This is a genomic window from Lysobacter sp. SCRH-1R (assembly GCF_057747855.1).
Window position 1 is genome coordinate 2,285,720 of sequence record NZ_CM173227.1, and the last position, 12,932, is coordinate 2,298,651.

8 protein-coding genes are annotated in these 12,932 nt (G+C 68.5%); 1 reads left to right on the forward strand and 7 read right to left on the reverse strand.

Features of this window, described 5'->3' with window-relative positions; genetic code table 11:
• Positions 1-66 precede the first annotated feature (66 nt).
• A complete protein-coding gene (locus AC3ANK_RS10280) occupies positions 67-693 on the reverse strand; it encodes a response regulator (protein ID WP_484171086.1) in 627 nt (208 codons plus the stop codon).
• Here AC3ANK_RS10280 and AC3ANK_RS10285 point away from each other — a divergent pair.
• Positions 661-4,692 (forward strand): ATP-binding protein, encoded by a 4,032-nt coding sequence (locus tag AC3ANK_RS10285; protein ID WP_484171087.1) that lies wholly within the window; start codon positions 661-663, stop codon positions 4,690-4,692. The two genes, AC3ANK_RS10280 and AC3ANK_RS10285, sit on opposite strands and share 33 nt — an antisense overlap.
• Here the strand turns inward: AC3ANK_RS10285 and recJ are convergent, their stop codons facing one another.
• The 6 genes from recJ to carA all read right to left on the reverse strand — a co-directional run bounded on the left by recJ (position 4,693) and on the right by carA (position 12,884).
• A complete protein-coding gene (gene recJ / locus AC3ANK_RS10290) occupies positions 4,693-6,420 on the reverse strand; it encodes a single-stranded-DNA-specific exonuclease RecJ (protein ID WP_484171088.1) in 1,728 nt (575 codons plus the stop codon).
• Positions 6,417-7,361 (reverse strand): phosphoglycerate mutase, encoded by a 945-nt coding sequence (locus AC3ANK_RS10295; RefSeq protein WP_484171089.1) that lies wholly within the window; start codon positions 7,359-7,361, stop codon positions 6,417-6,419. The genes recJ and AC3ANK_RS10295 overlap by 4 nt, the downstream gene beginning before the upstream one ends.
• A 13-nt stretch (positions 7,362-7,374) precedes the next feature.
• Entirely contained in the window at positions 7,375-7,851 is a 477-nt protein-coding gene (gene greA, locus AC3ANK_RS10300) for a transcription elongation factor GreA (RefSeq protein ID WP_206860716.1), read from the reverse strand.
• A 211-nt stretch (positions 7,852-8,062) separates the two neighbouring features.
• Positions 8,063-11,311 (reverse strand): carbamoyl-phosphate synthase large subunit, encoded by a 3,249-nt coding sequence (gene carB / locus AC3ANK_RS10305; protein WP_484171090.1) that lies wholly within the window; start codon positions 11,309-11,311, stop codon positions 8,063-8,065.
• Positions 11,312-11,319: 8 nt separating this feature from the next.
• Positions 11,320-11,763 carry a DUF6973 domain-containing protein gene (locus AC3ANK_RS10310; RefSeq protein WP_206860718.1) on the reverse strand — a complete coding sequence of 148 codons (444 nt, stop codon included), beginning with the start codon at positions 11,761-11,763 and terminating at the stop codon, positions 11,320-11,322.
• Complete coding sequence (carA, locus tag AC3ANK_RS10315) at positions 11,760-12,884, reverse strand: glutamine-hydrolyzing carbamoyl-phosphate synthase small subunit (RefSeq protein ID WP_206860719.1); 1,125 nt, start codon at positions 12,882-12,884, stop codon at positions 11,760-11,762. Before carA ends, AC3ANK_RS10310 begins: the two co-directional genes overlap by 4 nt.
• Positions 12,885-12,932: the final 48 nt, after the last annotated feature.

The following is a 12,932-nucleotide window of genomic DNA, read 5'->3' on the forward strand; positions in this document are numbered from 1 at the left end:
GGCCGGCCGGACCATCGGACTGATCCGGATCTTCGCCTCGGGGGCCGGCCGCTTCAGGCCAGGCTTTCAGGCCAGGCCGTTCTCCCGCGCGTACGCATACAGCTCGGCCTCGTTCTCCAGCCCGAGCTTGCGCATGGCATCGATCTTCTGCCGACTGATGGTCTTCAGGCTGCGGTCCAACTGCTGGGCGATCTCTGTTACCGTCAATCCCGACGCCAGCAGGCGGATGATCTCGGCTTCACGCGCGCTTAACGTGCCGCGTCCGCGCCGCTTGCCAATGGCGTCCAGCTGCCGTCGCAGGCCGGGCGAGATGAACACGCGACGGTTGGCCGCCGACTTCACGGCCATCGGGAGGATTTCCATGTCCTCGGTCTTCTCCACCACGCCCAGCACCGCCGCGCGCAGCAGCGAGTCCAGGATGCCCACGTTCCCGATCATCGTCATCACGACGATCGGCAGCAGCGGATGGCGTTCGCGCAGCTGCCGAATCATCTCCGCGCCATCGGGCGAGGCGCTGTTGGGCATGGCGAAATCGGTGACCACGACGTCGCACGGCGTGTTTTCGAGGGCGGCCAGCAGTTCGTCGCTGGAGCGGGCTTCTCCCACCACGGCGATTCCACTGGCTTCCAGGATCGCCCTCGCACCGCGAAGGACGACCGGATGATCGTCGGCCAGAAACACGCGCAGGTTCATACAGGATCGCCCGCCAGAAGAGGTTGCTTTCGGCGGATAGGATATCCCCGTACCTTCGTGCATGCACCGTGCATGAGGTTCCGTCGTTTCGCATGCCTGCTGCTGTTTTTCGTGGCGGCGCTCGCGCACGCGGCGACGATCGAACTCACCGGCGAGGAGCGCGAATGGCTGCGCGCGCATCCGACGATCACCGTCGCCACGTATGCCGGCGGCTGGCCGCCGTTCGAACGTTACGAGAACGCAACGCTCAGCGGTCTCGGCCCCGCCTACCTCGACGATGTCGCGCGCCAGCTCGGCGTGCGCATCGCGGTGCGCCCGTATCCCTCGTGGGACGAAGCCTTCAAGGGCGGTTGCCGTCGCGAAGTCGACGTGCTGATGAACGTCTCGCTGGTGCCGGAGCGCACGCCCTGCCTGGTGTTCACGACTTCGTACATCGAGGCCGTTCCAGTGGCGGTGGGCCTGGCCAGCCGCAACGATCTGCTCGCACCCGACCGCTTCGCGTCGGCGCGCATCGTGGTCAATCGCGGCGCAGCGGTGGAACGCGCGGTGCGAGCGCAATTTCCCGATGCGCGGATCATCGCGACAACCGCCATCGGGGAGGCATTCGACGCGATAACGAAGGGCGATGCCGACGTCTTCATCGGCAATCCGTACGTCGTGCGAACCGCACTGGCGACCGGCACGTGGCCGGCCCTGGCGGTGCTCGCACCGGTCGACCTGCCGTCGGATACCTTGCACTTCGCCGTTCCGGACGACCGCAAACCGCTGGCGAGCGCGATCGACAAGGCGCTCGCCCGCATCACGCCGCAGCAACGTGCGGCTTACGAGCGCCGGTGGCTCGGCGCTTCGTCCTCGCCGATCCCGCGCGCGGGAGGCGTGCCGCTCACGCGCGACGAGGAACTCTGGCTCGAACGCATTCCGCCGCCGCGCATCGGGTACGCACACGATTGGGAGCCGGTCAGTTTCACCGACGCCGACGGGCGCATCAGCGGAATCGCCGCCGAATACCTGCAGATGATGCAAGCGCGGCTGGGACTCAAGCTGGGACGGGTATCCTCGGGTTACATCGAAGACCTGCGCGGCATGATGGCTCGTGGCCAGGTCGATCTCGTCCCGATACCGGCAAGCGCGCCGGTCGGTTCCGATTGGGTGCGCACCTCGGCGTTCACGCGGGTCAGCGTCGTGATCGTCATGCGCGCCAGCTCGCACGCGATCAGCGGACTGGATGACCTGGACGGCAAGCGCATCACCCTCGTGGGGCCCGCTCGTGCCGCCAGGGTCAAGGCCGAGATACCCGGCGCCGTGATCATGCCGGTGACCAGCATCTCCGAGGGATTGCGGGCGGTGGAACGGGGCGACGCGGATGCGTACGTGGGTGACATGATGTCGGCGGACCGCCCGCTCCGGCGCGGCGAGTACCCGACGCTCCGCCTCGCGGCGCCCGCCGGATTCGACGAAGACCTGGTGTTCGGCGTGCGTGGCGAGTACCAGCCGCTGGTGCCCCTGATCAACCGCATGCTCGGTGCACTGACCCCTGAAGAACGGCAACGCATCCGCTCGGGCTGGCTGGAAGTGCAGGTTTCCAGTGGCGTGAAATGGCGCACGGTCGCGATCGGTGGCGGCCTTGCCGCCTTGCTGGTGGCGGTGCTCGCCTTCGCCTACCTGCGCACGCGCACGGAAATCCGCCGTCGCGAGAAGAGCGACAGCCTGATGCGCGATCTCACGCGCAACCTGCCCGGCGTGATCTTCAGGATCACGCGCGATCCGCAAGGCAACTACGCCCTGCCCTTCGTCGCAGGCAACACGCGCGCATTGTTCGGACTGGACCACGACGAACTCGTTTCCAGGCCGCAGCCGGGAGTCGAGGGCTGCATAGACGAGCATGATCGCGAGCGATTGCGCCTTGCGCTCGAGACATCGACCGCGGAGCTGACCCCCATCGAGATGGATTTCCGCACGATCTCGCCCGCGCCGGAACGCTGGATCCGCGTGAGCGCGGTCGCGCATCGCCGCGACGATGGTCTGGTGCACTGGAGCGGATACTGGGTCGACGTGACCGCGTCGCATCGTCAATCCGAAGCGCTGGAGGCTGCAAGGACATCGGCTGAAACCGCCGCCACCGCGCGCGCGAACTTCCTCGCCGCGATGAGCCACGAGATCCGCACGCCGATGGCCGGCATCGCCGGCATCATCGAGATCCTCTCGCGCAGCGACATCAACGACGACCAGCGCCATCTCATCGGCCTGGTGCAGGACTACGCGATGGCATTGCGCACGATCCTGGACGACGTGCTCGACCTGTCGCGCATCGAAGCCGGTCGCCTGGAACTGGAGCCGGTCGAAACCGACCTGCGTGTGCTGCTGTCCAATTCGATCGAGCTGGTGCTGGACCTGTGCCGGCGCAAGAACCTGCGCTGCGCCTGCCACATCGATCCGGCGCTGGCGGCACTGGTGGTCGCCGATCCGACGCGGCTTCGCCAGATCCTGCTCAACCTGCTCAGCAATGCGATCAAGTTCACCGGCAGCGGGTACGTGGCCGTTTCGTTGCAGGTACTCGAAGCGACCGACCAGACGCAGACCTGGTGCATGGCCGTGACCGACTCGGGCATCGGGATCGCGCCCGCCGAACAGGCCAAGCTCTTCCATGCCTTCACCCAGGCGCAGACGAGCACGTCGCGAACCTACGGCGGCAGCGGCCTGGGCCTGGCGATCTGCCGGCGGCTGGCCGAACTGATGCGGGCCACGCTGGACATGGAAAGCACGCCCGGGACGGGCACGCGAGTGTGGCTGGTGCTCGCCACGCCGATCGCGCCGGGCAGCACCGTCGATCCGGCGCTGGCGGGGCGCAGCGTGGTCGTGCGCAGTCGCGATCACGATGTCGCGGATTCGCTGGAGGCCATCCTGCGATCGTTCGGCACCGAGGTCGTATCCGATGCCACGCGCGCGGATCTGCTGCTTTCCGACGAACCGCCGTCCGCCGGCGCATCCACGCGCTTCGTGCCGCTGCTGGCCGACGGCCCCGATGTGCCGCGCACCGCGATCGTGACCGAGCCGCTGCTACCCACGCACGTGCGTCGCGCCTGCGTGCTGGCGCTGGACGATGCGGTTCCGCGCACGACCGCCCCCACGGCGCCTAAGGCCTCGCACGCCGGGCACATCCTCGTTGCCGAGGATCATTCGACCAACCAGCTGCTCGTGCAGCGCCAGCTCGACGAACTGGGCTATCGCTGCCGCGTGGTGTCCAGCGGCGAGCAGGCGCTCGCGGCGCTGGCCGAAGACCGTTTCGACCTGCTCATCACCGACCTGCAGATGCCGGGCATGAACGGCTTCGAGCTCGCGCGTGCGATCCGCACCGGCGAAGCGGCCGAAGGACGAAAGCGCCTGCCGATCCTCGCCCTGAGCGCGGGCGTGATGTCGGAAGACGAGGCGCGCTGCCGCGAAGCCGGCATGGACGGCCATCTGCGCAAGCCGATCGGCCTGGACGAAATGATGAAACAGCTGGAGCTCTGGCTACCCCCCGACGACACCATGACCACCCGGCCACCCGACACCGCATCGCCCGCGGCAACCGATTCGCCGCACGACGACGTGCTGGATAGGGCCAGCCCGTCGCAGTCCACCGAACCCGCGCTGGAACCGCTCGACCTGGCGATGCTGACGCGGAGCTTCGGCTCGCGGGAAACCGTCCGGCTGGTCGCCGAGGACCTGCTTGCGAACCTGCCCGACGACCTCGCCGACCTGCGGCGTTCCGAGGAAGACGGCGACGCGGTGCGCATGGGCCGCGCGCTGCATCGCATCACCGGCGCGCTGGGAACGTTCGGCTATCGCAACCTCGCGGCCGACCTGCGCGTCGCCACGCGCACCGCGGAAGCGGGGACGCTGGTATCCCCGGATGAAATCGCGCGGCTGCTCCGGCGCGTCGACGGCACGCTGTTCGAACTCGGGCAGTTCGTGACCACGCACAAGGCCGACGCCGACGAATCGTCGACGTCGCCGTGATCACGCGACTTCAGCCACCGCTTCGCGGTGCACGACGACCAGTTGCACGGCCTCGCTGCCGCGGTAATCGTCGGCTTCCAGGCGGAACGCGATGCGCACGCGCGGCGGTGGCGCCAGTCCGCCCCAGCCGCCGAACTCGATCGCGTTGAGCCGGCGTCCGGCCAGGCCGAGTTCGAGTTTCAGATGCCGCTCGCCAACGACGCGCCAGCCGAGCACGTCGAACTCGCCATCGAATTGCGGCTCGGCGAAGCCCTGCCCCCACGGACCGCCATCGCGCAACGCTTCGGCGCTGGCGCGGCAGAACTCGTCGGCGTGCAGTTCTCCGTCGCTGAGCAGCTCCGCCTGCAGCAGTTCGGGCGTCAGCAGCGCGGCGGCACAGTCGCCGAACGCCTGCGCGAACGCGGCGAACTGGTTCGCACGCAGCGACAACCCCGCCGCCATCGCGTGGCCGCCGAAGCGTTCGATCAGCTGCGGATGGCGTGCGTGCACGTCGGCGAGCGCGTCGCGGATGTGGAAGCCGGGGATCGAACGCGCCGAGCCACGCAGGGCATCGCTGCCCGGCTCGGCCGGTGCGAACGCGATGACCGGCCGGTGCAGCCGTTCCTTCATCTTCGACGCGACCAGGCCCACGACGCCCGGATGCCATTCCGCATCGAACAGGCAGATCGCCGCCGGCACCGCCGCATCGTTCATCGCCACGCGTGCGAGCGCGCGCTCGGCGTCGTCGGTCATCTGCTGCTGCACGGCCCGGCGCTCGCTGTTGATCTCGTTGAGCGTGGCGGCGATGTCTCGCGCGCGTGCGAGGTCGTCGGTGAGCAGGCATTCGATGCCGAGCGCCATGTCTTCCAGCCGTCCCGCCGCATTGAGGCGCGGGCCGACGGCGTAGCCGATGTCGGTCGCGGTGAGCCGCGCGGCATCGCGCTGCGAGACTTCGATCAGCGCACGCAATCCGGCACAGCCCTGCCCCGCGCGGATCCGCCGCAGGCCGGCGGCGACGAGCGCGCGGTTGTTCGCATCCAGTGGCACCACGTCGGCGACGGTGCCGACGGCGACGAGGTCCAGCAACACCTGCAGGTCGGGTTCCCTGCCGGCGAACGCACCGCGCTCGCGCAGGTGCCTGCGCAGCGCGAGCAGCACGTAGAACATCACGCCGACGCCGGCCAGACACTTGCTCGGGAATGCGTCGCCGCGCAGGTTCGGATCGACGATGGCATCGGCCGGGGGCAGATGTTCGCCGGGCAGATGGTGATCGGTGACCAGCACCTGCCAGCCGCGCGCCTTCGCCGCGGCGATGCCGGCGTGGCAGGCGATGCCGTGGTCGACCGTGACCAGCAGGTCCGGTTGCAGCGCAGCGAGTTCCTCCACCAGCGCCGGGGAGAGACCGTAACCATGCACGATGCGGTTGGGCACCGCATGCGACACGCGTCGCGCACCGAGCATGCGCAGCCCGCGCACGCCGACCGCACAGGCGGTGGCGCCGTCGCAGTCGAAATCGCCGACGACGACGATGTGGCGGTCGTCATCGATGGCGCGCGCGAGCAGCGTCGTCGCCGCGTCCAGGCCGCCCAGCAGTTCCGGCGGGTGCAGGTGTGCGAGTCGCGGCTGCGCGAGCTCCAGCGAGGTCGCGCCGCGCGCGGCATACAGGCGGCGCAGCAGCGCGGGCATCGAATCGGGCCATTGGCCCGGATCGACGCACTCGCGCCGACGCAATCGCGCGACGGGCTTCATCCGGCGGCCATGGCGTTGACGAACGACGGCAGCGGACGGCGCCAGAAACGCCAGCGCTGCGACCGCGCGAGGTCGTAACGCGCGCCGTCGTCGAACTCGAACCGCAGCTGTTTCAGCGCGCCGTCGGCGACTGCTTCAAGCAGCGGCGCGAACCAGTCGCGTTCGAGCAACGCGAGGTCGCGCGCGTCGCGCAGGTCGAACAGGTCGCTCCCCGCTTCGACGCGGCCATTCCAGGCGTCGGGTTTCGGCGCGACGTTCACGCCGGCCAGCACGGCCAGCGCGGTGAGGGTTTCGTCGTCGCTGGCGATGCGCGCGTAGTACGACTGCACGCGATCGGGCAGCGCACCGGCGCCCCAGAACCACAGCGAATTCACCGGCGCCAGTCCGGTCGCGGCGCGCTGCGCATTGAGCGGATGATTGTGCAGCACGATCTGCGCCTCGCTGAGGAGCGCGCGCCAGCGGCGGCCTTCGGGGCCTTGCGGCAGTTCGTCGAACAGATCGGCGCCGAGCGCCTGCTCGGGCGCGGTGAAGGCCGGCAGCTTCGCGCCGGCCGGCAACCGCAGGTACCAGCGCGACGGCACCGGCGCGTCGATCGGGCAGCCGGCGTCGCCGAACAGCGGCTTGAGCGGTTTGAGGAGCGCGGCGGCGTCCCGCGCGGTCAGGCCCAGCGCCTGCCCGTACGACAGCAGGCGCGCGCCGTTGATGTCGGGCCGCACGTAGGCGGGATCCGCGCGGAGCCACGCGGATCCCACGGCATCGCCCGCGTCGCGCTGGCGCGCGGCCGCCGCCACGGGCCAGCCGCGTGGGAGCACGTCGAGGATGTTCGACAGCGCGTCGCCATTGCGGTCGCCGCGATCGCCGCGCGCGAGCGCGCGCCCCGTCGATGCGGACAGGCGCTGGCCACCGAAGCGTTCGCGCGGCGGCAGCAGCAGCGTGATCATCGACGGGCGCGAATCAGCCGGCGTAGCTGACGCCGACGATCTCGTACTCGCGGGTGCCGCCCGGGGCGTCGATGGTGATCGTGTCGCCTTCGTGCTTGCCGATCAGCGCGCGCGCCACCGGCGAGGAAATCGCGATCAGGCCCTGTTTGATGTCCGCTTCGAGGTCGCCGACGATCTGGTAACGCTTTTCCTCGTCGGTCTCGGTGTCGGCCAGATCGACCGTCGCGCCGAAGACCACGCGCGAGCCGGCGTTGAGCGAGGACACGTCGATGACCTGCGCGTGCGACAGCTCGGCCTCGAGCTGCTTGATACGGCCTTCGATGAAGCCCTGTTGTTCGCGGGCGGCGTGGTACTCGGCGTTTTCCTTGAGGTCGCCGTGCGCGCGCGCTTCGGCGATCGCATTGATCACCGCCGGGCGCTTGACCGACTTCAATTCTTCCAGCTCGGCGCGCAGACGCTGCGCGCCCTGAAGGGTAAGGGGTGCTCGCATTGCTTGTTCTTCCTGTGCGCCGGGCGCGGGAGCCCGGCGGTTCCGTTAGGCGGATTCTGTCTCAGATGGGCGCCGGGGTGAACCCACCCGGCGCCGCAGGATGCGCTCGTGTAGCCCGGAGAAGGCCGAAGGCCGCACCCGGGATTGCGTCACCGCGGCGGCCAACCCGGGTGTGCTGCGCTTACCCGGGCTGCCAGTGCGTGGATGCGACTTACGCGCCCTGCACTTCCGCGTGCAGCTCCTGCAGCGACCACACCGGGCCGGTGCCGCGGTAGTCGAGCGAGTTCACCAGCGCGCGCGCGCCCGACACCGTGGTCGAGTACGTCACGCGATGCTGCAGCGCCTCGCGGCGGATCGAGAACGAGTCGTTGATCGCCTGGCGGCCCTCGGTCGTGTTCACGATGTAGGCGATCTCGCCATTCTTGATGAGGTCGACGATGTGCGGACGGCCTTCGGTGACCTTGTTGATGCGCTCGCAGGCCAGGCCCTGTCCGGTGAGGAACTGGTGCGTGCCTTCGGTGGCGACCAGCGTGTAGCCGCGCTTGACCAGGTCCTGCGCGACCGGCAGCACTCGCTTCTTGTCCGGATCGCGCACCGACACGAACACCTTCCCGCCTTCCGGCAGCGCCTTGATGCCGCCGGCTTCCTGCGCGCGCGCCATCGCGGCGCCGAAGTTGCGGTCGACGCCCATCACTTCGCCCGTCGAGCGCATTTCCGGCCCGAGGATCGGATCGACGCCCTGGAACTTGGCGAACGGGAAGATCGCTTCCTTGACCGAGTAGTACTCCGGCACGATTTCCTTCACGGCGCCCTGCTCGGCCAGCGTCTTGCCGACCATGCAGCGCGCGGCGATCTTCGCCAGCGCCATGCCGGTGGCCTTCGACACGAACGGCACGGTGCGCGAGGCACGCGGGTTCACTTCGATCAGGTAGATGGTTTCGCGGCCCTCGTCGTCGAAGGTGATCGCGAACTGCGTGTTCATCAGGCCCACGACCTTCAGCGACTTGGCGAGCGCGACGACCTGCCCGCGCAGCTTGTCCTGCACGGCCGCGCTCAGCGAATACGGCGGCAGCGAGCACGAGGAGTCGCCCGAGTGCACGCCGGCTTCCTCGATGTGCTCCATCACGCCGCCCACCAGCACGTTGCCGTCCTTGTCGGCGATGACGTCGACGTCGACTTCCACCGCGTTGTCGAGGAAGCGGTCCAGCAGCACCGGCGAGTCGTTGGACACCTTCACCGCATCGCGCATGTAGCGATGCAGGTCGGCGTCGGCGTGGACGATTTCCATCGCGCGGCCGCCGAGCACGTAGCTCGGGCGCACGACCAGCGGGTAGCCGATCTGCGAGGCGAGCACGATGGCTTCCTCCGGATTGCGGGCCGTGCGGTTCAGCGGCTGCGCCAGGCCCAGGTCCTGCACCAGCTTCTGGAAGCGCTCGCGGTCTTCCGCCAGGTCGATGCTGTCCGGCGAGGTGCCGATGATCGGCACGCCGTTGGCTTCCAGCGCGCGCGCCAGCTTCAGCGGCGTCTGGCCGCCGTACTGCACGATCACGCCTTTGGGCTTCTCCAGGTCGCAGATTTCCAGCACGTCTTCCAGCGTCAGCGGCTCGAAGTACAGGCGATCGGAGGTGTCGTAGTCGGTCGAAACGGTTTCCGGGTTGCAGTTGACCATGATGGTCTCGAACCCGTCCTCGCGCAGCGCCAGCGCCGCGTGCACGCAGCAGTAGTCGAACTCGATGCCCTGGCCGATGCGGTTCGGACCGCCGCCGAGCACGATGATCTTATTGTGGTTGGTCGGCTCGGCTTCGCACTCGTCTTCATAGGTCGAGTACATGTACGCGGTGGTCGTGGCGAACTCCGCCGCGCACGAGTCCACGCGCTTGTACACCGGACGCACGCCGAACGCGCGGCGCAGCGTGCGCACGGCGGTCTCGTCGGTGCCGGTCAGCTGCGCGATGCGCGCATCCGAGAAGCCCATGCGCTTGAGTTCGCGCATGCGCGTCTTGTCGAGCGACGACAGGCCGGCCGCGGCGACATCCTGTTCGGCGGCGATGAGTTCCTCGATCTGGTCGAGGAACCACGGGTCGACGAACGACAGCGCGTGCACGTCTTCCACGCTCATGCCGGCGCGGAACGCGTCGCCGATGTGGAACATGCGCTCCGGACCCGGCTCCTTGAGTTCGCGACGCAGCTTCGTCAGATCCTCTTCGCTGCCCAGATCAAGGCCCGTGGGGTCGAGGCCGACCTTGCCGGTTTCCAGACCGCGCAGCGCCTTCTGCAGCGATTCCTGGAAGGTACGGCCCATCGCCATGACCTCGCCGACGGACTTCATCTGCGTGGTCAGGCGCGCGTCGGCCTGCGGGAACTTCTCGAACGCGAAGCGCGGGATCTTGGTGACGACGTAGTCGATGCTCGGCTCGAACGACGCCGGCGTGAGGCCGCCGGTGATCTCGTTCTTCAGCTCGTCCAGCGTGTAGCCCACCGCGAGCTTCGCGGCGACCTTCGCGATGGGGAAGCCCGTCGCCTTCGACGCCAGCGCCGAGGAGCGCGACACGCGCGGGTTCATTTCGATGACGACGACACGGCCGTTCTTGGCGTTGATGCCGAACTGCACGTTCGAGCCGCCGGTGTCCACGCCGATCTTGCGCAGCACGGCGATGGAGGCATCGCGCAGGCGCTGGTATTCCTTGTCGGTGAGCGTCTGCGCCGGCGCGACGGTGATCGAGTCGCCGGTGTGCACGCCCATTGCGTCGAAGTTCTCGATCGAGCAGACGATGATGCAGTTGTCCGCCTTGTCGCGGACCACTTCCATCTCGAATTCCTTCCAGCCCAGCACCGATTCCTCGACGAGGATTTCATGCACGGGCGAGAGTTCCAGGCCGCGCTTGGCGATCTCCTCGAACTCTTCCTTGTTGTAGGCGATGCCGCCGCCGGTGCCGCCGAGGGTGAACGAGGGGCGGATGATGGTCGGGTAGCCGACCTTCGCCTGGATCTCGATCGCCTGCTCGAAGTTGCGGGCGACTTCGGCTTTCGGGCATTCCAGTCCGATCTCGGCCATCGCGACGCGGAACAGCTCGCGGTCCTCGGCCATGCGGATGGCTTCGCGCGAGGCGCCGATCAGCTCGACGTTGTACTTCTCCAGCACGCCGTTGTCGGCAAGGTCCAGCGCGCAGTTGAGCGCGGTCTGGCCGCCCATCGTCGGCAACAGCGCGTCGGGCTTTTCCTTCGCGATGATCTTCTCGACCGTCTGCCAGTTGATCGGCTCGATGTACACGGCGTCGGCCATGTTCGGGTCGGTCATGATCGTGGCCGGGTTGCTGTTGACCAGCACCACGCGGTAGCCCTCGTCGCGCAGCGCCTTGCACGCCTGCGCGCCGGAGTAGTCGAACTCGCAGGCCTGGCCGATCACGATCGGGCCGGCGCCGATGATCAGGACGGTTTTGATGTCGGTGCGCTTGGGCATGGGGGTCCTCAGTAAAGTCGTTCCTGCCACGCGTCGGGCGCGAGCCAGGTGATCTGGTCGGGCGATCGGGCGTCGATCGCGCCTTCGTTCACGGCAGCAAGCACGGCCTGCTGCATGGCGGTCCAGCTGTCGGCGGCCGCGCCGATGCGCGCGCCGAGCCGGTTGTTGTGCGCATCCATCGCACGCGCCGCGTTGCCCTGCCCGTCGCGCTCCATCACTTTCGTCACGATGTCCACGCAGCGCGGGGACAGCGTGTAGGCGACGATGGCGCTGGCGAGCGAGTGGCGGTACGCATCGGCCGGGCCGTTGCGACCGCCGGGCAATCCGGCGGCGAAGAACTGCGAGTACGTGGCCACCATCACGAACGCCGGGTAGGCGCCCAGCACGACCGCAACAACGAACAACCTGCGCCAGTGGCGCTTGCGGGCGGGCTTGGTGGCGGCCGGGCTCACTTGGCCTGCTGCATCATCGCGACGAAGCGATCGAACAGCGGCGCCACGTCGCGCGGGCCGGGACTCGCTTCCGGATGTCCCTGGAAGGAGAACGCCGGCGCGTCCGTCAGCTCGATGCCCTGGTTGGTTCCGTCGAACAGCGAGCGATGGATCACCCGCACGTTCGCCGGCAGCGTCGCTTCATCGACGGCGAAACCGTGGTTCTGCGAAGTGATCATCACCCGGCCGGTGTCGAGGTCCTGCACCGGATGGTTCGCGCCGTGGTGGCCGTGGCCCATCTTCACCGTCCGCGCGCCAGCGGCGAGCGCCAGCAGCTGGTGGCCCAGGCAGATGCCGAAGGTCGGGATCTTCGCCTTGATGAACTCCTTGATCGCCGCGATCGCGTAATCGCACGGCGCCGGATCGCCCGGGCCGTTGGACAGGAACACCCCATCGGGCTTGAGCTTGAAGACCTCCGAGGCCGGCGTCTGCGCCGGAACGACGGTGAGCTTGCAGCCGCGTTCGGCGAGCATGCGCAGGATGTTGAACTTCACGCCGTAGTCGTAGGCGACGACGTGGAACTTCGGCTCCGCGCGCACGAATTCGTTGCGGTCCAGGTCGAGCTGTCCCTCGCTCCACTCGTAGGGCTCGCGGACGCTGACTTCCTTCGCCAGATCCATGCCCTTCAGGCCCGGGAACTTGCGCGCGGCCTCGAAGGCCTTGTCGACATCGATCTCGCCGGCCATCAGCGCGCCGTTCTGCGCGCCCTTCTCGCGCAGGATGCGCGTGAGCTTGCGGGTGTCGATGTCGGAAATGGCGACGATGCCGCGGGCGGCGAGCCATTCCGGCAGCGAGACCTGGCTGCGCCAGTTGCTGGGACGGCGCGGCACGTTGCGCACGATCAGGCCCGAGGCGAAGCAGCGAGCGGCCTCGTCGTCCTGGTCGGTGCAGCCGGTGTTGCCGATGTGCGGGTACGTCAGGGTCACCAGCTGGCGGGCGTAGGACGGGTCGGTGACGATTTCCTGGTAGCCGGTGATGGCCGTGTTGAATACGACTTCGCCGACCGAAAGGCCGGGCGCGCCTACGGAAACGCCCTCGAAGAGGGTGCCGTCTTCGAGCGCGAGGATTGCGGGTTGGGTCACGGGGATCGCCTTGGCTGCCGGGGGGTGCTGAGCCGTTCCGTGCGCGTA